This is a genomic window from Paenibacillus chartarius (genome assembly GCF_042432825.1).
GTDB lineage: Bacteria > Bacillota > Bacilli > Paenibacillales > NBRC-103111 > Gordoniibacillus > Gordoniibacillus chartarius.
Map to the genome: position 1 here is coordinate 274,097 of NZ_JBHLWN010000031.1, position 26,168 is coordinate 300,264.

The 26,168-nt window shown below is 57.6% G+C and carries 22 protein-coding genes; 5 read left to right on the top strand and 17 right to left on the bottom strand.

The features are described 5' to 3' along the window. Window positions 1–999 (bottom strand): MBL fold metallo-hydrolase, encoded by a 999-nt coding sequence (locus tag ACFFK0_RS09285; protein WP_377469858.1) that lies wholly within the window; start codon window positions 997–999, stop codon window positions 1–3. 278 nt (window positions 1,000–1,277) lie between these two features. Between ACFFK0_RS09285 and ACFFK0_RS09290 the strand changes: the two genes are divergently transcribed. After that, window positions 1,278–1,883 carry a hypothetical protein gene (locus ACFFK0_RS09290; RefSeq protein WP_377469859.1) on the top strand — a complete coding sequence of 202 codons (606 nt, stop codon included), beginning with the start codon at window positions 1,278–1,280 and terminating at the stop codon, window positions 1,881–1,883. Between the two features lie 68 nt (window positions 1,884–1,951). Here ACFFK0_RS09290 and ACFFK0_RS09295 read toward each other — a convergent pair whose 3' ends face one another. From ACFFK0_RS09295 to hxlA, 8 genes are all read right to left on the bottom strand, one after another. Further along, on the bottom strand, window positions 1,952–2,920 hold the full coding sequence (locus ACFFK0_RS09295) for a pectinesterase family protein (protein WP_377469860.1): 969 nt from the start codon (window positions 2,918–2,920) through the stop codon (window positions 1,952–1,954). Beyond that, entirely contained in the window at window positions 2,917–3,999 is a 1,083-nt protein-coding gene (locus tag ACFFK0_RS09300) for an alpha/beta hydrolase family protein (protein ID WP_377469861.1), read from the bottom strand. The genes ACFFK0_RS09295 and ACFFK0_RS09300 overlap by 4 nt, the downstream gene beginning before the upstream one ends. 27 nt (window positions 4,000–4,026) lie before the next feature. Then, a complete protein-coding gene (locus tag ACFFK0_RS09305) occupies window positions 4,027–5,571 on the bottom strand; it encodes an ABC transporter substrate-binding protein (protein ID WP_377469862.1) in 1,545 nt (514 codons plus the stop codon). Window positions 5,572–5,778: 207 nt separating this feature from the next. Continuing rightward, entirely contained in the window at window positions 5,779–7,404 is a 1,626-nt protein-coding gene (locus ACFFK0_RS09310) for an extracellular solute-binding protein (RefSeq protein WP_377469863.1), read from the bottom strand. Window positions 7,405–7,458: 54 nt separating this feature from the next. Then, complete coding sequence (locus ACFFK0_RS09315; RefSeq protein WP_377469864.1) at window positions 7,459–8,340, bottom strand: carbohydrate ABC transporter permease; 882 nt, start codon at window positions 8,338–8,340, stop codon at window positions 7,459–7,461. Between the two features lie 30 nt (window positions 8,341–8,370). Beyond that, window positions 8,371–9,288: an ABC transporter permease gene (locus ACFFK0_RS09320; RefSeq protein WP_377469865.1), complete on the bottom strand. Its 918-nt coding sequence runs from the start codon at window positions 9,286–9,288 to the stop codon at window positions 8,371–8,373. A gap of 275 nt (window positions 9,289–9,563) precedes the next feature. Beyond that, complete coding sequence (gene hxlB, locus ACFFK0_RS09325) at window positions 9,564–10,115, bottom strand: 6-phospho-3-hexuloisomerase (protein ID WP_377469866.1); 552 nt, start codon at window positions 10,113–10,115, stop codon at window positions 9,564–9,566. Between the two features lie 10 nt (window positions 10,116–10,125). After that, a complete protein-coding gene (hxlA, locus tag ACFFK0_RS09330; RefSeq protein ID WP_377469867.1) occupies window positions 10,126–10,758 on the bottom strand; it encodes a 3-hexulose-6-phosphate synthase in 633 nt (210 codons plus the stop codon). A 132-nt stretch (window positions 10,759–10,890) separates the two neighbouring features. Here hxlA and ACFFK0_RS09335 point away from each other — a divergent pair, with 132 nt between their 5' ends. Next, window positions 10,891–11,259 carry a winged helix-turn-helix transcriptional regulator gene (locus ACFFK0_RS09335; protein ID WP_377469868.1) on the top strand — a complete coding sequence of 123 codons (369 nt, stop codon included), beginning with the start codon at window positions 10,891–10,893 and terminating at the stop codon, window positions 11,257–11,259. An 87-nt stretch (window positions 11,260–11,346) separates the two neighbouring features. On the opposite strand, the gene ACFFK0_RS09340 is transcribed toward ACFFK0_RS09335, so the two are convergent. After that, window positions 11,347–13,035, bottom strand: a complete 1,689-nt coding sequence (locus ACFFK0_RS09340; protein WP_377469870.1) for a sensor histidine kinase — start codon at window positions 13,033–13,035, stop codon at window positions 11,347–11,349. A 1-nt stretch (window position 13,036) separates the two neighbouring features. Further along, entirely contained in the window at window positions 13,037–14,578 is a 1,542-nt protein-coding gene (locus tag ACFFK0_RS09345) for a response regulator transcription factor (protein WP_377469872.1), read from the bottom strand. Between the two features lie 330 nt (window positions 14,579–14,908). On the opposite strand from ACFFK0_RS09345, the gene ACFFK0_RS09350 reads away from it, so the two are divergent. Continuing rightward, complete coding sequence (locus ACFFK0_RS09350; RefSeq protein WP_377469873.1) at window positions 14,909–15,349, top strand: Hsp20/alpha crystallin family protein; 441 nt, start codon at window positions 14,909–14,911, stop codon at window positions 15,347–15,349. A gap of 213 nt (window positions 15,350–15,562) precedes the next feature. On the opposite strand, the gene ACFFK0_RS09355 is transcribed toward ACFFK0_RS09350, so the two are convergent. The 3 genes from ACFFK0_RS09355 to ACFFK0_RS09365 all read right to left on the bottom strand — a co-directional run bounded on the left by ACFFK0_RS09355 (window position 15,563) and on the right by ACFFK0_RS09365 (window position 17,336). Next, window positions 15,563–15,787 (bottom strand): helix-turn-helix domain-containing protein, encoded by a 225-nt coding sequence (locus ACFFK0_RS09355; protein WP_041048220.1) that lies wholly within the window; start codon window positions 15,785–15,787, stop codon window positions 15,563–15,565. A gap of 329 nt (window positions 15,788–16,116) precedes the next feature. Then, the gene (locus tag ACFFK0_RS09360) at window positions 16,117–16,416 is read right to left on the bottom strand and encodes a DUF6509 family protein (protein ID WP_377469874.1); all 300 of its coding nucleotides are present in this window, start codon (window positions 16,414–16,416) and stop codon (window positions 16,117–16,119) included. A 47-nt stretch (window positions 16,417–16,463) separates the two neighbouring features. Further along, window positions 16,464–17,336, bottom strand: a complete 873-nt coding sequence (locus ACFFK0_RS09365) for a helix-turn-helix domain-containing protein (RefSeq protein WP_377469875.1) — start codon at window positions 17,334–17,336, stop codon at window positions 16,464–16,466. A gap of 166 nt (window positions 17,337–17,502) precedes the next feature. On the opposite strand from ACFFK0_RS09365, the gene ACFFK0_RS09370 reads away from it, so the two are divergent. Next, on the top strand, window positions 17,503–19,536 hold the full coding sequence (locus ACFFK0_RS09370; protein ID WP_377469876.1) for a beta-galactosidase trimerization domain-containing protein: 2,034 nt from the start codon (window positions 17,503–17,505) through the stop codon (window positions 19,534–19,536). A gap of 149 nt (window positions 19,537–19,685) precedes the next feature. On the opposite strand, the gene ACFFK0_RS09375 is transcribed toward ACFFK0_RS09370, so the two are convergent. The 3 genes from ACFFK0_RS09375 to ACFFK0_RS09385 form a co-directional block, all read right to left on the bottom strand. Then, window positions 19,686–20,147: a hypothetical protein gene (locus tag ACFFK0_RS09375; protein WP_377469877.1), complete on the bottom strand. Its 462-nt coding sequence runs from the start codon at window positions 20,145–20,147 to the stop codon at window positions 19,686–19,688. A 156-nt stretch (window positions 20,148–20,303) separates the two neighbouring features. Further along, the gene (locus ACFFK0_RS09380) at window positions 20,304–20,807 is read right to left on the bottom strand and encodes a CBO0543 family protein (RefSeq protein WP_377469878.1); all 504 of its coding nucleotides are present in this window, start codon (window positions 20,805–20,807) and stop codon (window positions 20,304–20,306) included. Between the two features lie 23 nt (window positions 20,808–20,830). Beyond that, the gene (locus ACFFK0_RS09385; RefSeq protein ID WP_377469879.1) at window positions 20,831–21,286 is read right to left on the bottom strand and encodes a CBO0543 family protein; all 456 of its coding nucleotides are present in this window, start codon (window positions 21,284–21,286) and stop codon (window positions 20,831–20,833) included. 188 nt (window positions 21,287–21,474) lie between these two features. On the opposite strand from ACFFK0_RS09385, the gene ACFFK0_RS09390 reads away from it, so the two are divergent. Then, window positions 21,475–26,157, top strand: coding sequence for a DEAD/DEAH box helicase (locus tag ACFFK0_RS09390; RefSeq protein ID WP_377469880.1), 4,683 nt, complete (start codon window positions 21,475–21,477; stop codon window positions 26,155–26,157). The last annotated feature ends 11 nt before the right edge of the window (window positions 26,158–26,168 follow it).

A 26,168-nucleotide genomic window follows, 5' to 3' on the forward strand; every position in this document is an offset into this window, starting at 1 on the left:
CTACGGCTGCAGGATAGCCGCCGCAGCTCTGAACATGAATATTCCGTTCGCGCTTCGTTCGCACACGGCCTGCCCGCTGCGTTCCAGGTACACCAGGTGGGCCAGCGTCTCTGCAAGCGCGAATCGAAGCTGGTGTACCGTGAGCCGTTCCCCGAACACCTCGCGGCATACAGCAAACGCCGAGCAAGGCACGCTGAGCTTACTCAGCATCAAAGCGAGCCGCTCTTGATGGTGATCGACCAGCTCGAGAGCCCGTTCCGCAAACCGGGAAAACGGCTCCCGGTGGCCGGGATAGGCGATGCCAACGTCGAGCCCGGCGACCTCCTTCAAGCTCGATAAGAATGCGTCCAGCGGATTATCCTCAACCCCCGGCATCCACGAAACGTTCGGCGATATTTGCGGCAGCACATGATCGCCGCAGAAGATGCGCCGGTCCTCCGCGCGGTACAGACACAAATGGCCCGCCGCGTGGCCGGGAGTAAGGATGGCGGTATACTCGTCGTCGCCCAGCCTTACCGTGTCTCCCGGCTCCAGCAGCGATGTTCGCGGCTGCGGTGAGACAAGTGGCACGAAATCATCCATATGCACCCGGATTTGTGCGCAAAGCTCATCATCCATCCCATGCTCGCGGAATAGCGCCGTCAGCGCGGGAGTCATCGGCGTCCCTTCTCCCCACAGGAACTGGGCCAGCCGCACGCCTTCGCCCGACATCCATACCGGGGCCCCCCCGCTTCTGTCCTGCATCCACCCGGCAAGACCGTAATGATCCGGATGATAATGCGTAAGCACAATGCGTTCGATGTCCGTATACGTGCAGCCGATCAGCCTCATGGCATCGTCCCAGCACGTCTCCGCTTCCGGCGTATGCAAGCCCGGATCAATGATCGTCAAACCGTTCTTTCCTTTAACCACATACCCGTTTACCCACCGCAGCGGGAACGGCAGCGGCACCTTCACTTGCACAATCGCTCCGCCTTCATGCTCAATCACTTGCTGCATTTTCGCTCCATAGCTCCTCTATCTTCAATTCCTACCATTATGACATAACCTTGGCCATGAAAAAAGCAATTCTGCAGCGGCTAGCGCCGAGTCCCCCTAAACCGTTTCTACCCGGGCCTTCCTACAGCCGCGAAGCCAACAAGCAACCCTGCCCTTCTCTACCTCAGCCTATACCGCCATTGTGCAGAGATTACATGGCAGGCTTTCGCCCGCATAAGGGGCCCCCAATTACACAAGCTAAAGGTGCTTTGATCATACTTTGTGGAGGGATCAGGACAATGGCACAGAACAAAACGACTTCTTCGACTTCGGCTGGCGCAACGGCTTCGGTGGGCCAGCAAGCTCAAGCGACGCAGCAAGCGGCCAAAAAGATCGAGCAGCAGGCACAGCAAACCGCCCAGCAAGCTACGCAGGTAACGGCGCAGACGATTCAGCAGGCACAGCAGGCTGTACAACAGGCGACTGCTCAGGCCCAGCAAACCGTTCAGCAGGTGCAAACGCAAGGTCAGGCCGTTGTTGCGCAGGCGACACAGGCGTTCCAAACCGCGCAGCAGGCTGAGCAAATGGCTACCCAAGCTGCGCAAGTAGAGCTGGCGAGCAACGCACAGATCCAGCAGGCTCAGCAGCAAATCGCACAAGCTCAGCAAGCGCTGAAGGCCGAGCAGCAAGCGAGCCAGGCGGCGTTCGGCGCTCAGCAGACCATGCAGACTGCAGGTACTGCAGCATCGGCGTTGACAAGCGCTGCAGGTGCGATAAGCGGGTTGACGGCTACGGTACAGCAAGCGCAGGCACAGCAGCAAGCCCAGCAAGCCCAGCAAATCCAGCAAATCCAGCAAGCCCAGCAAGCCCTGCAGCAGCAGCCGACGACTTCGTCGCTGAGCTAAAGCTAGATTCCATTAAAGAAACAAGGGCTATCGGTGCGGGCATTATGCCTCGCCGACAGCCCTTTTATTCATCGCTTAACCGGATTCCACCCGTCGCTTCCGGCAAGCACATGAGATGCGGCGTACCGTTCGGTTTGATCCGCGGTCAGCTGCCGGGACCACTCCACCCGCGCTTTCCCGGTGTAAGCGCCCGGTCCTTGCGAGCCGAATTCCGCGAACTCCGTGTCCCGGACGCTCTCCTTTTCATTCCACGCAGACCAGCCATCCGGCTTTATATGCGCTCCCATCCAGCATGCAATGAAGGCAACCTTTGCATAGTTCCGCCAAGGCCGGCCCAAATATACGGATTGGTCAGGGGCGGCTCCTGTCAAGCGGCAGCGGTGAAATACATAGCCATAGGGAACCTCCTGCGGAGTCGAGGCCGCCGTTATCCAGCCCCCGCGCCTCGAAACGATGTCACATTGCTCGAAAACAGCCGTTGCCGATCCGAAAATAAAATCGATGTCCCCCTCGATATGACAGCGCTCATAATATTGCCGTACCGGGCGCCTCGGCGCCCCATCCCGCGGGCCGCCAAAGGTGGCGCGGTCCCGGGGAGCCGGCGGCAGCGGTCCGGTAAACAGCGTATCCTGATGACCGAGCAGCCTGCACTCGCGGAATACGGCCCGATCCGCATCGACATAAGCGGCAATCGCCTGTCCTACGGCTTCGCCGGGGCCTGCCGCATTCTCGATCGTCATCCGCTCGGCCGTAAAATCGTCGCCCGTGACGAGCAGCGTATAAGAATGGAACGTATGATAAAGCTCTCCGTCCGGAAACGTCTTCTGCGCATAATCGTCGTAAGTAAGAATCGTCCGCTCCGCGCTCTCCCCGATCAAGGCGACGGCGGGTTTACCGACAACCAGCTTCTCCTTGTAGACGCCTTCCTTGATCCGAATGACCGTCGGGTCCGTGAAGCCGTCCGGAATGCTGTCTACTGCGGCTTGTATACTTGTAAATTCGCCGCTTCCATCGGCGGCAACCGTTATCTCCCTCATAAAGCCTCCTTCAAAAATGATGCCACCCGTTCGCCGTACCAGCGGTGACCGCCCTCGTGAACGGCCAGCGCCAGCCGGTCTTCGCAGCCGAACAGCGCGTACGCCTTCCCCGTAATGTCGAGCTGCTCCCGCACATTATCGACCCTGCGCGGTCCGCTGTTCGGGTCGTCGTCCCCGCTTTCCACAAGCAGCGGCCGCGGCGCGATCAACGCAGCGATATCGCCGTAGTCGGCGTACTCCCACAGCCGCGGCACATAGTTGCAGCCGCAATGGGTTTCGAGCAGCAGCACATCCTTGTAGCCGCTCAAATATCCGCTGACGACGGTCGCCCGCACCCGATCGTCCAGAGCGGCGAGCCAGAGCGCCTGCATACCGCCGCCAGAGAAGCCGCTGCAGCCGATCCGGTCCGCGTCGGCGTAAGACAGGGAAGGAAGGAAATCGATCAACCGCTGCAGGTCCCAGATCAGAAATCCGATCAGCGCATAGCCCATGGAGATCGCGGCATGGTTCAAATGATTGCAAGAGCTGCTCATCACCTGCTTATCCGAATCGCCCTGCTTCCAGTATTCCCTCCGCTCGCCGAAGCCGCGTGCATCCGGGCATAGGACAACATACCCTTGCCTGACGAGCTGAACCCCGTAGTCGTATGAATACTTATCGACCGCCGCATGGATAGCGGGATGGCTCACCACCCCCGCAACGGATTCTTTGCCTCCTCCCGCATGTCCGTGGGCCGCGATGACGACCGGCCGCTTTTCGCCGCTCTTCAAGCCGTCGGGAACGAGGACATAGAACGGCATCCAGACGTCCTGCTCGGTCTGAATCCGCAGCTTCTCCCGGCGGTACCCGTCCAGCTGGACGGGGCCCTCCATGTGCTGCGGGTCCAGCGCACATGCTTTCATGCGGTCAAGACCCGTCAGCTCCGCCAGCTTGCTTCTCAGCTCGCCGCGCCACGCTTCGAGCCCCGGCAAGCTGTCCGCTTGAAAGCCTAATCTTTTGTCCGCGGTGTAAGCTTTCCGCATCAGCGAGGGCAGCATCGGGTAATAGGCCGAACCCTCCGGTTTTACAGCTCCATCCATACTTTTCTCCATCCTTTCCTTTGCGAGTCACTTGTAGCCGCGCTGCGCGGCACCTTTCTCCATGCGGAACGCATCGAACTGCCTCTGCATCTCGGCGGCGACGTGCTCGATCCCCGCATCGTGCAATTTGGCCTGAAACGCGCTCATGGTGGAGCTCCAATCCGTCCTTTCGTCGTACAGCAGAGGCAAATATTCGGAAATGACGGCGTTCAGCTGCGCCATCTCCGACTTCACCGGAGCAAGGTCGGGCACGAACCCCAGCGTCGGCGAAAGCGTCGCCTCGCGGTCCCAGCTTCTGAGCTCGGCGGCGTATTCCGGCGAAATATGCTCGCTGAACCTTGCGAACCGAATATCGTTCCAGGCCCAGCTGATCGGCAAATACCGGCGTTCCCGAGGGATACCCTCATACGAAATCGCATCGCCGCGCAGCTGATAATGAACGTTCTCGATCCCGTATGTAAACAAATCGTAATTTTCTTGGCTGCTGCGAATCCAATTGATCAGCGCAACGGCTTCGTTCACATGCCGGCTCGTCGAGAAGACCGACAGCATGTTGTCGGAGCCCGTAAACAAATACTTCGGCTTGTCGGGCCGCAAATACACGTTTTCCAGCTCCCCGTTCGGCGTAACTGCCTTGAAGGCGTCGATCCGCTCGGTCTGCTTCAGCACGACGCTCCAGGTGGCGGCGATTTTCCCTTCGTAGAAAGCCTTCTCCGGGTCCGGAATGTCCGGCGTCGCCGAGACGGAGCGCGGGGTATACCCTTGGCGCTGCCATTCGTGAAGCTTCTGCATAATGTTGCGGAACAAATCGGATTCGTACGTATTGCGCACCTTCAGCTCCGGGTCGGCCGGATCGATGTACACCGGGGAGTTCAAATAGTTGCCGGCCAAGAAGGCCACGTCGCCGAATTCCCGAAGCAAGAACCGTCCCGAATCGTAAAAATACGGTATCATCCCCGGCTCGTTGCGATAGACCGCTTCGAGATAAGCGTCCATCTGCTGCAGCGTCTCGATCTCCGGCAGGCCGTATTTTTTGCGCAGATCGCCCCGAATTTGGACAAAGCTTTGAAACTCGGCAATCGGCATCACACGCGGAATGCCGTACGTTTTCCCTTTCACGGTTACACTCTGCATCGCATAATCGGGGGTGCTGCGCAAGATGTCCTTTCCGTATTCCTTCAGCGCATCGTCCAGAGGCGCCAGCACCTTCTTCGACACTAAGCCCGGCAAGTTGGAAAATGACGTCAGCCCGATGTCGTACGATGCTCCGGTAGCGTCGAGAAGCCATTCCTTGTTCCAATATTGCTCGAACGGAACGAAGGTGAAATCGAGCTTGATCGGCAAGCCGTCCCGGGCCAGCCTGGACTCGACGGCACGGGTGACCTCGTCCTGCGCGGCGGGCTTGTCGCCGGGAAACAGCACCCGAAGCGTGACCGGCTGCAATGCCGGCGGCGCCCGGCTGCCGTCAGCGCCTTCCGCAGTCGTGCGGTCCGTTGAAGCGATACGGATGGTCGTCATGACAAGGGCCGTCGTCAACACTAGCGCCAAAGTTCCCAGTAAGGCCTTCTTCATCCCGCTGTCCTCCCGCTTGCGTAACCGTTTACAACACCATCCAGATCGGCGGCATGATTGTATGGCGCCGGCCGACTCCATAGCTAGCCTTGGACATCCAAGATAACGGACTGACAAGTCGTTATTTGCGTCAAGCACCTGTTCGGAGCCTATGGTAACACATAGGAACACACCGGCGCCATAGCGCCGATGCGTCCGCACGTCACTTTATTGTTTGCTTGCTGCCTTGTACCGGTCGTACTGCGCTTGTCTGCCCTTAATCACGTCTTCGATCCCCATGCTCTTCAGCGTCTTGAGGTAAGCGTCGAATTTGTCAAGGCTCTCTTTGCCCGTAATGAACTTAATGTTCATTTCCTTCACATACGTATCGATGTCCGGCATGACGGTATTCTCGTTGGAAGCTTCCTCCGGCAGCGCGTAAACGAACGGGAACGGAGCGCGGATATATTTCTCCATCTCCTTGTCGAGCTTCGCATGCCACGGAGCGACGAGCACGTCTGTCGCTTCAACGGACTGTTCGATCGGGAGATTGGGCGGGTTGATGCCGAATTTCTGGAGGAAATCGTTGTCCTTCCCCTTCTCGGTAAACTGCTTCTTCCCGTCCACTACGTCGTACGTCTCGCCCTTGAGCCCCCAAACGTACATCTCCTTCGCCTCTTCGCCGCTGGCATAATCAAGAAATTTGAACGCAAGCTCCGGATCCTTGGCGTCCTTGGAGATGCCGAAGATGCCGGTTATCGGATTGCGGCCGAGGTAGAATGGTTCACCTTGCGGCCCCTTCAGCGGCGCGATGCCCTTAATGAGCGGCTTGCTCGGGTCGTAATCCTTGAACAGCTTGCTGTACACCATAGACTGGTGCCAGCTGAAGTTGAACGTGACCCCGCTGATGTTCTGCGAAATTTTGGACGTAATCTGGTCGGACGTCGTGCTGGCGAAATCCGATTCGAGCAAGCCTTCCTTATATAAACCGTTCAAGTAAGCCAAATAGTCTTTATAAGCAGGCTCGTAGTAGGAATAGTGGACCTTGCCGCTGCTGTCCGCGTAGAAATTGTTGGACAGATCGAGCCCGAACGATGTGCCGAACGCCATTCCGACGAACTTCGGATCGATCGTAAACGGAATTTCGTCCTGCTTCCCGTTGCCGTTCGGATCGCCCGTCTTCATCTTCCGCAGCATCTCCGTGAATTCGTCCAGCGTCGCCGGCTCCTTCAAGCCGAGCTTCTCCAGCCATCTTGTGTTGACCATGAACAGCGGCATATAGTTTTTCGTGACGGCCAGCTGCGGCAAATAATAAATTTTCCCGTCCGGGGTCGTCAGGCTCGCCTTCAGCTCCGGATATTGCGCGAACAGCTTCTTGATATTGACCCCGTATTTATCGATGTACTCGTTGAGCGGCTTAAACAGGCCGCCTTGAATATTTTTCATCGTCTGGTCCTGGTCCATCTGATACACGATGTCGGGCAAGTCCGCGCCGGCGGCAAGTCTCGGGTTAATTGCATCCTGATACGTAGACGGCGGAAGCAGCTCCCAATTGACGGTAACGCCGGCCCGCTTGCCGATTTCCTGCACGATCGGAGCCTTCGCCAAATCGACATTGTTATACCACGAGTTCGTTGCCAAAATCTTAATCGTGCCGGCCTTATCCGTAATCGGCCCCGCACCGGTATACGCAAAGCTGCTGCTCCCGGACGACGCCGTCCCCGAAGAGCCCGTGTCCCGACTGCCGGCGCCGGAACCGCCTGCGGCTCCGCCCCCGGTGCATCCGCTTGCCAAAGCTGCGAGCACAGCGGCGATCACCGTCATGCTTGCCGTACTGCGAAACGTCTTCTTCATGTTTGTAGCCCTCCCCATAATTGGTACATCCGATTTGCTATCCGGAATAGGCGATCAGCCTTTCACGGCTCCGAGCGTAATGCCTCTGACGAAATATTTCTGAATGAACGGATACACCATCACAATCGGCACGATGCTGACGACGACGGACACGTAACGAACCTGAAGCGTCGACACCGCAAGCGCGCTGGCGGCCGTCTCTCCGCCCATCTTCTGCATAATTTCCGGCGAGGCCATAATCAGCACCCGGCGCAAAAAAATTTGAAGCGGCTGCAGCTCCTGCTTGCCCAGATACAGCAAGGCGTTGAAGAAATCGTTCCAATGAGCGACCGCATAATACAGCGTAAGCACCGCGAGCGTCGGCTTCGCCAGCGGAACGGCGATCCGAAACAGCATCGTAAAATCTTTCGCCCCATCCATGGTTGCGCTTTCAAATATTTCATTCGGAATGTTCTCGAACGCCGACCGCAGGATCATCACGTTGAACGTACTGACCAGCACCGGCAAAATCATCGCCCAACGACTGTTGTACAGGCCGAGCTCCGTAATGATCATATACAGCGGAATGAGCCCCCCGGAGAAATACATCGTAAACGCAATGTAGAAGTTCAGCTTCCTCCGCAGGAAAAATCGTTTTCGCGACAGCGGATACGCCGCCAGGCATGTCGCCGCGATATTGCACAGCGTGCCGACGACCGTATACCAAATCGTGTTGTAATACGCGCGCCACAGCTCCGGGTATTGAAGCACCATCTTGTAGCCGTCCAGACTGAAATCGACCGGCAGCAGCATGACCAGCTTGTTATTAATCGCCTCGACCGAGCTTACGGAAACGCTGACCACATAAATGAACGGATATAACGTAATGCAGACGGCCAGCACCGTGACGGCGTGCACGAATACGCTGTAGCTCCGATCCGCAAATGACTGATTCACCGGCTCTCCCTCCCTTCCTCCTTCGCTTGCTTACCAAAGCGACATATCGTTATAACGGCGGCTCAGCCAGTTTGCCAAATAGACGAGGCTAAAGCTGATTACCGAATTGAACAGTCCGACGGCTGTCGCGAAGCTGAAGTTTTTCGATTCGATCCCTTGCCGGTACACATAAGTGGAAATGACGTCGGCCGTTTCGTACGTCGCGCCGTTGTACAGCAAATACACCTTCTCGAAGTTCACGCTCATAATGCCGCCGATCGACAGCAGCAGCATAATGACGATCGTCGGCTTCAGGCTCGGCAGCGTCAAATGCCACAGCTCCTGAAACTTGTTCACGCCGTCGATTTTGCCGGAATCGTACATCTCCTGGTCGATGCCCATAATCGCGGCGATGTAGATGATCGAGCTGAACCCGAACGACTGCCAAATGCCGGAGGCCGTGAAGATGGACCGGAACCATTCGGGAGCCATCATGAAATTGATTTTTTCCATACCGAGCTTCACAAGCCATGCGTTGACGATTCCGTCCGTCGGGGACAAGAAGTTGATGATCATCCCGGCGATGACGACGGTTGAAATGAAGTGCGGAAGATACGTCACCGTCTGGGCGAACCGCTTGAACAGACCGTTACGGATTTCCACTACGCAGACCGCGAATAATATCGGGATCCAAAATCCGAACAGCAGCGGGTAAAAGGCCAGCAGGAACGTATTTCGCAGCAGCCGGAAAAAGTATCTCGAGTTCACAAACTGCTCGAACCACTTCAGGCCCACCCAGTCCCCGCCGAACAGGCCGTGCCCCGGCGTGAAGTTCTTAAAGGCCATCAACACCCCCGGCATCGGCAAATAGCAAAAAATGAAATAGTACAGGAAAATCGGCAAAAACATGAGAAGCAGCCATTGGTCGCGGCGAATGAGCTGCAGCAGGGGTTTTCCTTTGTTTTCCATTCGGTGTCTCTCTCCTTTCGTTCCCCGCCTTATGCCCTCATTCTAGCAAACCGTTCGAACGTCCTAAATCCAACATTTTTTCGATCCGTGTCACTTTTTTACGGACTGCTCCAGGGTCGCTGCGGACACGAAAAAGAAGAGGCTGTGCCAAAGCCCTAAGAAAAAATGGCTAAGGAACATCCTCTTTTTATCTTGTCCGGATGGTGCACCGGAATGTATGGTAGTTGGCGCTTTCACAGGGGCCGATCAAGGCCGAACAAGAAGAGCTTTGAGCTTTATTCCAGGTTAGCGTGCCTGCCGTACATCTTACCCGAATTTTGGCCTTGCAACTCCATAAGATGGAGGATTGCTGCATCCAAGTATAGGAGGAGCGTCTGTTCGAACAGCGATCCCATGGGCTGAGCGGTGAGCTCCAGTCCGGAGGAGTGGTCTTTCGTCGCGCCCGGCAGGACGATGACGATATCGGAGCGCAAGCTGATCGAGGAGGAAGGCTGCGTCGTGACTACCGCGATGGTGGCGCGATACGTCTTCGCTTTCTCTAACATGCCGATTAGGCTGCGGGTTTCGCCGGAACCGGAGCCGATGATCAAGAGGTCCCCCTCAGCGATCCCCGGTGTCACTGACTCGCCGACCACATGCGCGGAATAGCCGAGGTGCATCAGCCTCATAGCAAATGCTTTCATCATCAAGCCCGATCTCCCGGCGCCGGCGACGAAGATACGTCCGGCACGCGAGATCGCTTCGCCGAGGCGGTCGTCATGATCGCCTGACATCATCGCTGCGGCATGCGCAAGCTCCCGCACGATTTGCTCTACATATTTCTTCATCGGCGTCATCTTACCGCTGAGCGATGAGCTGCTTCATCTCGGAGGCAGCTGCGCGCTTGTCCGGATGTCCCGTAATACCGCCGCCGACGATGACCAGGTCCGGAGACGCCTCAATAACCTCGGGAAGCGTAGCCAGCTTAATGCCTCCGGCGATCGCCGTTTTTGCACGCTTTACGACGTTCTTGATGGCTCGAAGGTCTGAGAAAGAATTTTCCCCGGCAGCCTGCAGGTCGTACCCCGTGTGTACGCAAATGTAGTCCACGCCCAGAGCGTCGACCTCACGGGCGCGCTGCTCCAGATTTTTCACGTTTATCATATCAACGAGGATCTTCTTGCCGTGCTTGCGAGCTTCCTCGACCGCCCCCTTAATCGTGGAGTCGTCGGTAGCCCCTAAGACGGTAATAATATCTGCGCCGGCTTCCGAAGCTTTCATGACCTCATAAGCACCTGCATCCATAATTTTTAGATCGGCCAGTACCTCGAGCGACGGGAACGCTTCTTTGATTTCCTTCACGGCGCGGAGGCCCTCATTAATAACGACAGGCGTGCCGATCTCGACAATATCGATAAATTCTTGAACTTCTTTCACGACTTCCTTTGCCTCGGGAATGTTCACCAAATCGAGCGCGAGCTGAAGTTTCATAGGATATTTGCCTCCTTGTATTGGTCGTCATGTTCCGTTCCAATTATAGATAGACAGCATCAATATTGAAAGTAGGCACTATTTTATTATATAGTGACAAAAAGTATACTGTCAGACTGTGGAGGCGAAGGAATGGCCAAACAAACAGAGAAGGTGTTTAACTGCGAGAAGGAATTGACGCTATCGATCATCGGCGGAAAATGGAAAATGATTATTATGTGGCACTTAGGGAAGGGAGGTACGAAGCGCTTCAGCCAGTTAAGATCCCTTATACCGGATGTGACGCAGCGAATGCTTACGACGCAATTAAGAGAGCTTGAAGAGGACGGAATCGTAAACCGGAAGGTGTACCCCGTTGTGCCCCCGAAAGTGGAGTACAGTCTGACCCCCCGCGGCGAAAGCCTGATTCCGATTCTGGACCTTATGTACGATTGGGGCAAACAGTATCTAAAGGAATTCGAACACAAGGTCACGATTCGTGACGTCTCGGGATTGGAATAGCTCTGGGTGTGCTGCAAAATCCCGATGCGCAGTGTCCCACCGCTGGAGTTTTGAACGAAAAAGAGCCTCCTAAGGAGGCTCTGGCCATCAGCCGGCACCCGAATCGGGCGCTTGGAATTTCGGAAATTTCAAATAAACCGTCGTGCCCTGACCCGGGGTTCCGGCGATGCGGATGCCGTACGGCATGCCGAACCGGAGCTGAATGCGGTCATGCACGTTCTTGAGGCCGTAGCCCGTATCGGAGCTCGTGCTCAGCACCTTGCGGGCCAGCTCTTCCTTCATGCCTGGCCCGTTATCCGATATGGCAAACTCCATATCGCCGCCGGCTTCGTAGCCGCGCAGCACGATAATGCCGCGCCTCTCTCCCTTCCGCAGCTGATCGATGCCGTGCTCCAGCGCATTTTCCAGGATCGGCTGGAAGACAAGATGGATCATGTCGTATTCCAGCAGCCCGGGCTCGACCTCACAGACGAAGTCGAACTGCTGATTGTGCATGATGAGCTGAATCTGCATGTACGCCGCCGCATTTTCCAGCTCGCTGGCCACCGAAGTATAGCTCTTCCCCCGGTTCAGCACCGTCCGGTAAAACCGCGACACCGTATTGGTCAGCTGGCTGATTTCCATCGCATCGATCTCCAGCGCCTTCCAATTGATAATCGACAGCGTGTTGTACAGAAAATGCGGGTTGATTTGGGTTTGCAGCGCCCGCAGCTCCGCCTCCTTCTGGGTCAGCTTGCTCTGATACACCTCTTCAATCAGCCTGTTGATGTTCGCCAGCATGTTGCCGAACCGGTTCGTCAGCTGGCCGATTTCATCCCGCGAGGTGCTGCTGACGTCGATTTTCAGGTTGCCCGTCTCGACGATCATCATCTTCCGGTTCAGACTAATAATGCGCTTGACGAAGCTGCTGGAGAAGAGGCCGATAATCAAGAACAGGATGACGATGCAGACAAGCACAATGAGTACCGTAGCGCCGACGATGCTCTGGGCGTTTACGGCGAGGCTCAGCTTCGGCGCAAAGACGACCAGCTTCCAGCCCGTCTCGGGGATCGCCTTCGTCAGGATGACGTACCGCTCGCTGTCCACCGGCTCGTCCGGAGTGACGCCTGCGTACCTCGACAAGAGCGTCACACCTTGCGCGTCGACGATCCTCGCTCCGTATGCGCTCGCCTGAATGCCGTCCAGCGGCTGAAACATGCTGTCCGCATCAATACTCAGAAACAATAACGCCGGCTCTCCGGACCGCGCAGCCGCTGCGCTGTTCTCGAACTGGCGCGTTGCAAACAATTTGCCGTTGATCAGATGCCACTGCGTCGCTTGCGGGTACGGGCTGTTTTGCGCCCACGGCAAGCTCTCCAGCAGCTCCATCGGCAAAATATATTCCCCCCGCAGCAGCTTGCGGTTATCCGTGAATACGGAAATTTGCAGCAGATCCTTATTGAAGTCAAGAATGTTGCTGAAGAACGGGTCGACATAGTCGCGGTAAAGCGCAGGAAAATTGCCGTTATCGGTAACGAAAATTTGCTTGAAGACGATATTTTGCGTGATCGAATGGATAATCGACTCGTGCTGGGCGGTCCGGTAATTGATCGTAGCGGCGATTTGTCCGACGGTGCCGTCCAAATTTTGCTCGGCCTGCTGCAGCAGAAACCGGCTCGCCTGATGGTAAGAAAACGCGCCTAGCAGCACTAGCGGAATAATCGATACGACGATATACGAGATGATCAGCTTCTGCTTAAAGCGCAAATTCCGGAAAGCGGTAAGCAGCGGCGCCATCTCAGCTTCTCGCCTCTCTGAATTTGGCCGGCGGCATGCCGTGATAATGCTTGAAAATTTTGCAGAAATACGAATCGTTCATAAACCCGACCTTCGCGCTAATATCGGCTATCGTCATATTCGTGCCGCGCAGCAGCTCGGCCGCCTTCTGCATACGCACCTGAGTAATGTATTTTATAAGCGTCAGGCCCATTTCTTTACTGAACAAGTGGCTCAAATACGTTTGGGTCAAGTACACCTTATCCGCCAGCCAGGCGAGGCTGAGGTCGGTCATATAGTGCTCGTCGATGAGCTTGATGATATCCTTGATCACCTTCTTCGTATCCGGCGAGCTGTGCCCGTCCGCCGTATCGAGCAGCGCCATGACACCGTACACGTGTTCCTTCAGCTCCGCGAGTGTCCTGCTTCCGAAAATGTTTTCGACAAAGCGCCTAAACTCGAGAGCGTCTTCCTTCCCTAACGTCTGCAGCACTTTCTTGGCCAGCTCTGCGGATACGTATTTGATATAGATCGCCGAATGCTGGCCGCTGCCCTCCACCGTTTTGAAAAATAGCTCGACCCCTCTGCGGAAGCCGAAGCGGTCCTTGACCTCGAGATGCCAGCCGATCGTCTCGGTCAGCTTCGGCAGCGTATCCGACAAATCGCGGTTAGCCTGCCGTTCGTCCGTAAACAGCACGACGCTTTCCTGGAAAAAAAATTTCTCCTCCACCGTGTTCTCCATACTGCGGAATTCCCCGGCCAGCTCGGACAAGCTCAGCACCGGCTTCCCCATTACGAGCGTCACCTGCTGTCCGTACATTACCGTCATGTAATCCTTCAGCCGATTGCCGAGCTCGCTCGGCTCCTCGCAGCCCGGCTGCTCCGGGTCGTACATCACAAGCAGCAGGCATTGATTCCCGTTCAGATGGATCGTTTCGAAAGGAGCCGGGATAAGCGGACTTACGCTTTCCATGACCTCTTGGTCATTCCCTGCGAATACCGGCGACGGCAGATCGATCAGAATCATCTGAAGGCGCTTGTCCCTTAGCTCGACGCCGGCTTGGGCTAGCTGCTCCGGGGAAGCCGAGTCTCTCCCGTTCAGCAGGTGGAGCAGCATCGTCTCCTTCTCGTGCTCCAGCCCCTTCTGATACCCGTCGAGCAGCATGCGGCTGTACGCTTTCTCGTCCCGCTCCTTCCGGCACAGCTCCAGCACGCTCGTAAACTCCCGCAAAAAATCTTGAACGTCGATCGGCTTCAGCAAATACGAAAAAATATGGTATTGGATCGCTTGGCGGGCGTATTCAAACTCGCCGAAGGCGCTGAAGATGATAATCTTCAGCTCGGGAAACCGCTGCCTTGCTCTGCGGCAAAGCTCCAGCCCGTCCATGAAGGGCATCTTGATGTCCGTCAGCATAATGTCGACCTCATGCTTGTCGAGCGTCTCCAATGCTTCCTCGCCGTTCTCCGCCTCCAGGACGGACAGCTCCAGACCGTATTTCGCGATCAGCAGCTTCATGCCCTTCCGTTCAATATGTTCGTCGTCTACGATGAGTATCCGAAACATGGGTATCCCCCCTGCTGTGATAAACAAAACTCCACCTGCTTCGGGTGGAGTGGAGTTGATGCCCCTTCTAGTTTACCAAAACGGGAAAGCTCCGAGAACTTTATTTTCCTTTGATTCGTATTACTTTTTTGCGTTTGCCGGGGCGGGGCTGCCCTTATCCGGTAAAGCAAGAGCCCCATGTAGCGAAGCAGGAAATGGAATTAACCTCGTGCTGCGGATTGCGAAAGAGCGGCTAGGGACGTTACGGTTGACGGAATCGCCGAATAAAATCCTGCTGTTGAGTCAACATAAATTTGGTGTTGATTTTGCCAACAGGAGGATATCGAAACCATGAGCTTAGTACCTTATGAACCGTTTCGCCATCTGGAAAATATGAGACGCGAGCTTGACCGGTTCTTCACGGCGGACTTCCCGGCGTTCAAGACAGGTTTAGGCCAACCCTTCGGGAATCTCAGCATCGATGTTCATGAAACCGAAACGGAAGTCGTCGCGACATGCGACATTCCGGGCCTCGAGAAGAAAGAAGACGTGGATATCGATATCCACAGCAATGTGCTTCAGATCAGCGGAAGCATCAACAGAGCGAGTGAAGTGAAGGAAGAGAACCTGCATCGGCGGGAGCGCTTTGTCGGCCGGTTCCACCGTTCGATCGATTTGCCGGCAACGGTCAGCCCGGAAGGCGTCAAGGCAACGTACCGAAACGGTGTCCTGGAGATCCGCATGCCGAAGACAAAACCGGACAGAAGGAAAATTAACGTCGAGTTCCACTAACAATTATCGATGAGTGGACCAGCAGTTTCTGTTGGTCCTTATTTGCATCGCTTCGTAATATGGTTTGAACTACTCTCCCGCAGGATTTTGATAAGATGCCGGTAAGCTATTCTCCTGCTTAAATCCCAATCTAAGCTGAAAAGTCAAAAGCCCCCGCTTCCTGCGAACGCAGGCGCGAAGGCTCGGGCGAATATGGCCGAAAAGCTACGCTCACTATATTTTCAGCTCCCCAAGCTTGATCAGCTCGACAACTGCTTGTGAACGACCTTTGACATTCAGCTTCTGCATAACATTGCTGATGTGATTGCGAACGGTCTTTTCGCTGATGAATAGCTGTTGAGCGATGTCTTTGGTCGTTTTGTCCTGGACCAGCAACTCGAAGACCTCGCGCTCTCGATTTGTGAGCAAAAATTTGCTGTTATGATCGCTGCCCTTCAATTTTGTCACCCCTCCTTGCCCGGGTTTTTGTGTTACAAGGTATAGGGATACAGTCAAATTCATTGTATGAAGGGGCATTATCAAGGGTGCGATGACCCAGGAAAAATGGGCAGATTCCGGAGCAGCGGTCACAAAGCGGGGGAAATCGCGATAAAGCTACACGGATCCGGGGAAAATCTCGCCGGTATAACGGGATGTAAGATGTCCATAGCGTAATTAATCATATGTATGCGCTATCAAAAATGTGCGGAACGCCTGCCCGCGCAGGCAGTCCCCGGTACCCGGTTACCACAAGACGCCTTCCCCAGGCACCGGCCCCGCACATCCGGCTAAGCGCCGCTCCCCGGAAGATGGCTCTCGCAATATGCCGCCGTCTCAGCCAGCTCCTCGTCCTCAAGCTCGAAGTCCAAATATTTGTCCGGCTGGCCCTTCTCATACAGCTCGTATTTCACAATGCCGCCCTTGCCGTCCTGGACGCCGTAAATGACCCGAATGTACACACCCTGCTCGGAAAACAATTCGTCGTCCTCTTCCACCTCAAGATCGAGATGAAACTCATAGCGTTCACCCGGCACGATGCCGTATGGATCGCGAATATACTCGGCCCGGTGGCCGGTAATTGTGAACATCGTTCTTCATCCTTTCCGTTATACAGACAGGGTTCATTATAGCATAATCAAATGAAGCCGCGCTGACGTTTACGGTACGCCCCGGGGGTCAGTCCCAGCTTGGCACGGAACAGCCGCACGAAGTAGTTGTCGTCCGGTATGCCGACGCGCCCGGCGATGACCGCTACAGGCTCGTCCGTCTGGCTGAGCAGCCGCTTCGCCTCCTCCAGCTTCACATGCAGGTCGTATTGAAGCGGCGTTAATCCGGTATGCTTCTTCAGGCAGCGCGTTATATAGTCGATGTCAAAATGCAGCGCCTCCTCGAGCTCCTTGGCCCGGTAAGGCTCGAACTGCCGGCTGCGCAAATAGGCGGCGGCCCGCTCGCTGAGCAAACGCGAGCCCGACAGCTTGGCGGTGCCCGCCGCCGCCGTCTGGAGCTGCGCCAGGAAGCGGGCCGACAGAGCGTGCAGCATCGCCTCATCCTGCAGCCGAAGCGAACGGTGAAGCTCCACCATCTCCCTGAGTACCGGCAGCAGCGGCGAAGGATCGAGCACCGTATATTTGGGGATGATCAAGGACCTTTCGGCCGGTGTCGTATCGAAATCGGTCCCGGACCGCTGCAAAGCTCCCCACGACACCTGCTCGCTTCGTACAAGACGGACTCCGCTCGAATGCGTAAAGTGGAGCCAATAGATGTCGGTTTCCTCTTCGCACGGCTTATGTCCGTAGTGAGGACGATTCGGCTCCAGCGTGAGAAAATGGCCCGGACCGAGCTCAAACGCATGCCCGTCTTCCGTCATATATAGCATTCCCCGTACGACGAGCAGCATATCGAATACCGGAAAAATGCGGTGTACGTGCTGGTCGCCCGGTCTCCACACCGAATGTCCGACCGTCAGCAGCTGAGGCATCGGCGGGATCGTAAAATGCAGGCCGTCCATCTGTGTTCCTCCTTCCGCACAAGAGTACGGCTGAAATGGTAACGGTTACAGTATAATGCAAGAAGTCGATTTTGTGCTATAAGCGGTCGATTCTCTCTCTACAGCGGCAGGCGCCGTTCATCGTAAAGTGAAAGCATGCGGATAACGGCGGGGAGGAAAGTTTGCTATGCGGTTTCGACAAGTTCACCTCGATTTTCATACGTCGGAAGCGATTCCGGCGATCGGCTCCAAATTCGACAAGGAGCCGTTTCAAGCGGCGCTGCGGGCCGGTGCAGTCGATTCGATCACCGTATTTGCGAAGTGCCATCACGGCTGGGCATATCACCCGAGCGACGCGAACGACATGCATCCCGGACTTTCTTTCGATTTGCTTGGAGCGATGATCGACGCGGCGCATGAGATCGGCGTCAGGACGCCGGTTTATATGTCGGCAGGCCTTGACGAGAAGCTGGCGCGCCGGCATCCTGAATGGCTCATCCGGCGTAAGGACGAAAGCACGACGTGGGCACGCACCTTTCTGGAGCCAGGGTACCACGAATTTTGCTTCCGCTCGCCTTACCTTGACGTTCTACTGAAGCAGATCGAAGAGGTTGTGGCCCGGTACGATGCGGACGGCATTTTCCTCGACATTGTCGGGGTGCGCGCCTGCTACTGCCAGAACTGTACTCGGGAGCTGCGCCGCCGGGGCCAAGATCCGCGTGACGAGACCGGCGTGCTGGCGCTCGGCGAGGAGACTTATGCAAACTACACGAAGCGGGTGCGCGAGCTCGTGCACGGCATGAAGCCGGGGCTGCCGATTTTCCATAACGGCGGGCATATTCGGCGCGGCAGGCGCGACCTGGCGGCGGCGAACACGCATCTGGAGCTGGAATCGCTGCCGACGGGGGGCTGGGGGTATGATCATTTTCCGCTATCAGCCCGCTATGCCCAGACGCTCGGTATGCCGTTCCTCGGGATGACCGGCAAGTTTCATACGTCGTGGGGCGAGTTCGGCGGCTACAAGCACCCGAATGCGCTGCGCTACGAGACGGCGCTGAGCATCGCAAACGGCGCCCGCTGCTCGATCGGCGACCAGCTGCACCCGGAAGGCGCGATGGACACGGCGACCTATGAGCTGATTGGAGCGGCGTACCGGGAGGTGGCTGCGAAGGAAGCATGGTGCGCCGGCGTGCGGAATGTCGCTGACGTGGCGCTGCTGTCGGTGGAGTCGCTGAAATCTCATACCGCGGAAAATGGTGCCGACAGGACCGGAGCGTCCGACGCCGGAGCGGTGCGCATGCTGCTCGAAGGCCATATGCTGTTCGATGTCATCGACACGGAAGCGGATTTCGGGCGGTACAAGGTGCTGGTGCTGCCGGATGAAGTGACGCTTGGCGGCGAGCTGCTGGATAAGCTGAAATCGTTCTGGGCGCAGGGCGGCAAGGTGCTGGCGACGGGACGGTCGGGCCTTGCCGAAGCCGGCGACGCGTTTGCGGCGGATTTCGGGGCGGAATGGCTCGGGGAGAACGAATTCCGGCCGGACTATTTCCGTCCGGGGTTTGGTTTGGAGAGCTTGGGGGATTCGGCGTTCGTCTTCTACGGACAAGGGCAGCGCATCGCTTTGAAAGGCGGAACGGAACTAGGAGCCCGGGAGGATCCGTATTTTAACCGGGACGTGTTTACGTTCTGCTCGCACCAGCATACGCCGAACTCCGGCCGATACGGCGGACCGGGCATGGTCGAAAGCGCGCTTGGGATCTATATCGCTTGGAGCATTTTTGCCGATTATGCGGAGAAGGGCAGCTTGGCGCAGAAGCTGACGGTGCTGCATGCTTTGGACCGTCTGCTCGGAGAGAGGCGGACGCTGCGCACCTCGCTGCCGGCACAGGGCGTAACGACGGTGCAGGAGCAGCTCCGGTCGGCGGCTGCTTCGGAAGGCGTCATGGCGGAGTCGGGTTGGCTGGACGGCGGCAAGCGGCGGTATGTGCATCACCTGCTGTACGCCTCGCCGGTCAAACGCGGCTCCGTCGAGGTGATCGAAGACATCGTTCCGCTGCTCGACATCGAAGTGACGTTGAAACTGCCTGAAGGGGCCGACGTTCGCAGGGTGTATCTCGCGCCGCAGATGGCGGAGCTGCCTTATGTGCGCGGTGACGAGGGTCGGATTTCGTACCGTGTGCCGAAGCTGGAATGCCATCAGATGGTAGTGATCGACGTTTGAGCTTGTGCCCTTTCATGAAAGGGAATCGGCGGCTGAGCGGTAATGGCGGGAGGCTGTGGTTTACCGGGATTCGGGGGGATTGCGGGATTCGGTAAGATTGCGGGATCGGGGGAATGGCCCGATTCAGAGAGGTTGGGAGCTTTGGCGAACTAATCATGACAATTGATCCTGTTCCACGCTTTCGTAAACCCGGTATCGGGTGAGAAAATACAAGCTTGATTGACGCCGCCCGCGGAAAGCGTAAGGATCGTATTGTACGTTTCTTCCTTGTCGTTTACGCGAAACGTAATGTTGGCCCTCCCGTCCATATGCTCCCGATCGTACGGCACGACCAGCCTCTCGACGCGGACCGGATAAAAGCCCTGCTCCCTCAACTCCTCCATACTCCCAATCCAATCGGACTTCTTCGATTCCTGCCATGCAAGCGACGCGGACGCCTGCTTGAAATCGTGCCGAACGACAGCTTGCAGAAATTGCTCCGCATGCATGTTGTGCAGAGGAATCAAGCCCCATCCGATGACCCGAAGCGGGTCCAGGACAAGCAGGAGCAGGATGAATCCGACAACCGCCGTCATGATCACGGCTATAGCCCCGAAACGTTTTCTGCGCATCGGCGACACCTCGTTTCTAGGATATACGTCACTTCATTTTCCTGCCAAATAGTAAGATGTAGGATGCCAGTGAAAAGTTGCGCATTTCAGGAAATCTTTTACTTCCAATGTCTCATAGTTGGCGTTGGCCGCCGGAACATCAGCCGCATAAAACGTTTACCCACCCATTGGCACGCGAAACCACAGAACGAGAAAAGTTAAAATACACAATGAAATAAACAGCGCCAGCCTCCAGCTCCTCGCGTGAATCCACATCAAACCGAACAAGCACAAATCAACAAACATGGACCATCCAAAATTCCATCCATGCTTATAGATGATTTCTCCCCGCATTACCATAAACGCTTCCATTGCTGAATACAGGCCGACAAATCCGAGGAAATAAACAACTCGACTCCAGACTTTGCGCGGAAGAAAGCGAAGAAAAAAGACGGTGGTGGAAGGAAATAGGACGATAGCTTGGAACAGAAAATTGGCTTTGTCCGTGAAATAACCGATATCGGGAAAATGCCACACCATGTGTCCCCGGCAAATTAACGGGTAAATTATGGATACCAAAGAGACGTATAGGACGGTCTGGTAGTATTGGTCAACGTATTTGTACGACTTGGTAATGACGAATACCATTAAAAAGCTGAGCGTGAAAATGATGATAACCATGCATCTGTCTCCCAATGGTATGTTTAAATTGATTTACGAATTATCCTTCGAACCCAATTCAATACAGCAATCAAGATCATGTATAAGAAGGGATAGACGATCGCCGAGTGCCAAAGCCTCCATTGATGGTGATAAAAATATCCGGCTTTAACTGCTAACCACTCATACCCCACTGCGAATATCCAGCAGGCGACGATGTACCAAAACTTCCGTGCTTTACTTGCCATGTACTGATAGTAATTTAGAAATATCGCGTTTACTGCAGGATAGATGCCCAGGATGGGAATGAAGTACGACCACTGTACGCCCGGGAAGAAATAACCATACCAGTCGAGCTTTAAGTCCAAAGCCAGATCGACAAGCTGCTGCAAAACCATTGCAAACATACAAGTTGAAAATATTTCAATCGGCGTCAGTTTCTTCGGCATGAATAAGAATACGACATTAAAAACGATAACGGAAAGCAGCAGCATCCACATACCGATCACCTGCACCAGTTTAGTATATATTTTCCTCTTAACCCAAAATGTTATACTCCCTTTCTTGCCAAAGAAACGAGACCGGAATGCTTATTGTTGGGGTCCGCCGCCGGCTGTAGTAAAATGGAAAGTATCTACAGGGAGGTGCGGCGCTCGCTGCGGAAGGCTCCCGTAAGGACGGTGCGACGATGGACAAGTACGGATTTCATCCGGTTATTGAGGCGTGGTTCCGCGCCAAGTTCGGGAATCCGACAGGCGTTCAAGATCAGGCATGGGAACATATTCGCGCAGGCAAGCACACGCTCATCGCTTCGCCGACAGGCAGCGGCAAGACGCTGGCGGCGCTGCTCCCTTGCTTGGATGCGATCGTGAAGAACAAACAAAGGGAAGCTGAGCCCGGAACTGAAGGAGCCGCACCCCGGGGTGCTGGCGTAAGAGTCGTCTACGTGACGCCGCTGAAGGCGCTGAATAACGATATTGGCCTGCATGTTGTTCATTTTGCGAAGGAGCTCGAGGAGAAAGCGGCCGTGCAGACGGAAGCAGCAGCGGCAGCCTCCGGGCAGCGGCCGGAGCATGAAGCGGCGGCTTGGCCGGGCGTCACCGTCGGGGTGCGCACCGGCGATACGCCGCAAAATACGCGCGCCTCCATGCTGCGGAAGCCTCCGGACGTGCTTGTCACGACGCCGGAATCGCTGTACCTGCTGCTGACGTCGCCGCGGGCGCGGGACATGCTGCGCACGGTTCGTCATGTGATCGTGGATGAAATCCACGATCTTGCCGGCGACAAACGCGGCATGCATTTGTCGCTGACGCTCGAGCGGCTTGGCGAATGGTGCGGCTGCGAGCCGCAGCGCATCGGCGTATCGGCGACGCAGAAGCCGATCGAGCGGGTGGCGCGCTTCCTCGGCGGCTGGAGCGAAGCCGGCGAGCCGCGTGCCGTGCGCATCGTGGAGCATCGCGGCGACAAGCGGTACGAGCTGCGCGTCGGCCTGCCGGCGCCGCTCGCCGGACCGGCGGCCTCCGCCGACGATGCGGTATGGACGCCGCTGGTAAAGCGCGTGCTCGCGCTCATGGAGTCGGAAGCGGCGCGGACGACGCTCGTGTTCGTAAAGAGCCGCACGCTGAGTGAGCGGCTGACGCTGCGCCTGAACGAGCAGGCCGGGTACGAGCTGGCGCGCGCCCACCACGGCAGCGTGGCCCGCGAGCAGCGGCTCGAGGTCGAGACGCTGCTTAAGGAGGGCCGCCTCCGCTGCCTCGTCGCGACGTCGTCGCTGGAGCTCGGCATCGACGTCGGCCATGTCGATCTGGTGATCCAGATCGACGCCCCGCCGAGCGCTGCGGCTGCGCTGCAGCGCATCGGCCGCGCCGGCCACGCCGCCGGCGCGGTCAGCCGCGCTGCGCTGCTCGCGCGCAGCCGCGGCAAGCTCGCCGAGCTGGCTGCGCTCGCCCGGCGCGTCGCTGCGCGAGACATCGAAGCCCTCCGCGTGCCGCGGGAGGGACTCGATGTGCTCGCGCAGCAGGTCGTCGCCATGCTGGCCGCAGGCGACGACTGGACGCTCGAGCGGCTCGAGCGGCTGCTGTCGCGCAGCGACAGCTACCGCGGCCTGCCGCGCGAACGGCTCACGGCGATGCTCGATACGCTCGCCGGATACTACCCATTCGTGCGTCCGCTCATCGAATGGGACCGTGCCACCGGCCGCCTCGGGCGGCTGGCGGCCACGTCGATGGCCGCCATTCTCGGCGCCGGCACGATACCGCAGAGCACCGCCTATCCGGTGCACCATCACGAGAGCGGCCTGCATCTCGGCGAGCTCGACGAAGAATATATTCACGAGTCGCAGGTCGGCGACGTATTCCAGCTCGGCGCATCGTCATGGCGCATTCAGCGCATCCAGGCCGATCGGGTGTACGTGACGGAAACGGCGAACCGTTTCAGCGAAATTCCGTTCTGGCGGGGAGAGGGCGCCTCCAGATCGCTCGAGCTGAGCCGCGACGTCGGCCGGCTGTGGCGCGAGCTGGACGAAAGGCTGCACGATGCCCCGGAAACGGCGGGGACGGCGAATGCGGCGGATGCAGCGAATGCGGCGAATGCAGCGGATATGGCGGATGCACCCGATACACCCGATACAATTGATGCACCCGGCGCGTCCTATGCATCCGATGCGCCGCCGGTCCGGCCGATATCCGAAGCGGACACCGCTGCTCCCGCTCGGCCGCTCCAGCCCGGTGCACCCCTGCCCGAAGCCGCCGCACGTACCGCAGCCGACTTAGCTGCAGCCCGCTGGCTGAGCGAGACCTGCTTCCTGGAACCGGAAGCGGCCGAGCAGCTCGTCCAGCTTGCCCGTTCGCAGCGCGCGCATACGCCGCTGCCGACCGACCGCACCGTCGTGCTCGAGCAGTACACCGACGAGCAAAACCGCGTCCACATGGTGCTTCACAGCTTGTTCGGCCGAACCGTAAACCGGACGTGGCTGCTCGCCATCGGACGCACGCTGCAGGACATCGGCATAAAGCCGATTCATGCGACAGCCAAAGACAACGGCATCGAGCTCGTCTTCGCCTATGGAGAGCGAACCCGGACCGCCCGCGATGCGATTGCCGCCCTCACGCCTGAAGCCGCATACGGGCATGTTCTGGACGCAGCCGCCGGCTCACCGTACTTCGCGGCCTCGTTCCGCGAGCTGGCACAGACGTCTTTGCTGCTCAGCCGCAGCTTTACGCGCGTGCCCGCCTTCGTGCTGCGGCTGAGAACCGAGGAGCTGCTGAAAGAAGCGCTTCCGTTCAAGGACCGGTTCCCGCTGTTCGCCGAAGCGCTGCGCGTCACCATCGAGCAGAAGCTTGATCTGCCCGGACTGCAGGAGGTGCTCGGCGGACTGGCGGACGGTTCGATCCGCTGGGCGGTGTGCGAAGCCGCATTTCCGTCCCCGATGACCGCGCAGTATGAATTCGATTACGTCAGCGCGAACATGTACGAGTCGGATGCCGTTCCGGCCGACGTGCAGCTTGAACTGATGGGTATTTCGCGCAAGCTGGCGGAGGATATGTTCGGCCCGGCCGCCGGCCCGCGCATCGATAACGAAGCGATGGAAGCGGAACGGGCTCGCCTGAACGAACCGGAGCTTGCGCTGCAGGAGCCGCAGGATCTGCTTCGCGTGCTCAAGGAGCGGGGCGAGCATACCCGCGAGGAGCTGCTGGCGCTCGGCATCGGGCAGCTCGATGCTTGGCTGGACCGGCTCGAGGCGAGCCGGTCCGTGGCGTCGATCCGCCTAACGGAGGCGACGGGCACCGCTTACTGCAGCGGTGAGGAAACGGTGCTCTACGCCTCGCTGCAGACGGACCCCGCCGCCGCCATGTTCATTCTGAAGCGTTACGCCGACAGCCGGTTTTCGTTTACCTTGAACGACATTCTGCAGCGCTACCCGATAACGGCGGATGGTGCGGAGGCCTGGCTGGAAGCGGCAAGTACGCACGACATCATTCAAGCCGCACCGTTCGCCCACGGCGAAGAGGAGCGCATCTGGATGTCCAGCAAAGCGGCTTCCCGGCTCATCCGTCTGTCCATCCGTACGTTCCGCGCCTCGCGGGAAGGCTTGTCGGCAGAGCGTTACGCGTCCAAGCTTCTGGAGCTGCAGCGAATTGCCGCGCCGGAGCAGACGACAACAGCAGAAGATCCCGCAGCCGCTTTGAAGGAAGCGCTCCGGCCGCTGCAGGGCTGGTTTGCGCCTGTCGGTCAATGGGAATCGCTGCTGCTTCCCGCACGGCTTCCGAATTACCGGAAGGAGCATCTGGATTTGCTGTGCGCAGCCGGTGAAGTGGTATGGATCGGACGCAAAATGGACGGCGACAAAGAAGGCCAGGCCGCATTTTTCCTCACCGAAGACAAAGATCTCTTCGCGCCCATCGTCGGCATGAACCGGCCGGATACCGCCTATCCGGAGCTGCTGCAATTGCTGAGGGAGCGGGGTGCGAGCTTCTTGTCCAAGCTCAGTCTGGAAAGCGGCCTGCAGCCGTCCACCCTGCACTCGCAGCTCATGCAGCTCGTGTGGGAAGGGCATGCCGCCAACGACCAATTCGCGCCGCTGCGCGAATATGCAGCCGGCGGGTCCCGCAAAGCGGACAAGTTCCGCTCCGGACTCGGGCGCTGGTATGCCGTGGCCGACAGCTTCCCGGCAGCGGCCTTGGGCGATGTGCAGCGCGAAGCGAGCGCGCTCCGCTGGACGCGCCACCTGCTGGACAGCTACGGGATCGTCTCCAAGCCGCTTGTCGCCGCGATCTGCCCGTTTTCCTGGGATACGGTCGCCGCCGTTCTCAAGCAGCTCGAGCTGCTCGGCCACGTTTCGCGGGGATTGTTTCTGAAGGAAATCGAGTCGATCCAATTTGCCTCTCCGAGCCTGTTGACCGAGCTGGCGGAGCCCTCCGTCTCTTCCGCTCAGCCGGCGAATGCTCATCCGGGCGCCGGCGACGCCATCCTGCTGTCCGCCGTCGACCCGGCTAACGCGCTAGGCTGGCTGCTGCCTTGGCCGGCCGCCGGCAAGACGGCGGGCTACGCCCGCAAGCCCGGCAATTGGCTGCTTCGGAGCCGGACGCACTGGCTGCTCTGGCTCGAGAACGGTGCCAAGCGAATTGCAACGCCTCCCGAGGCGGGCCAAACCGAAGCCGCCACAAGCCTAAACGGCCCTAGCCATCTGAGCGATCAAAGCTTGAAGTCGCTGCTGCAGCAAATTGCCGTACGGCAAGGCTTGCGCAAAATCGTCATCGACGCATGGAACGGCCTGCCGATTATGGATGCTCCCGAGGGCAAGCGCATTAAAGAGCTCGGGGCTGAACGCGATCGATCGTCCTACGTTCTATGGTCCAGTCAGCTCCGTTGATCGCTTCAAAG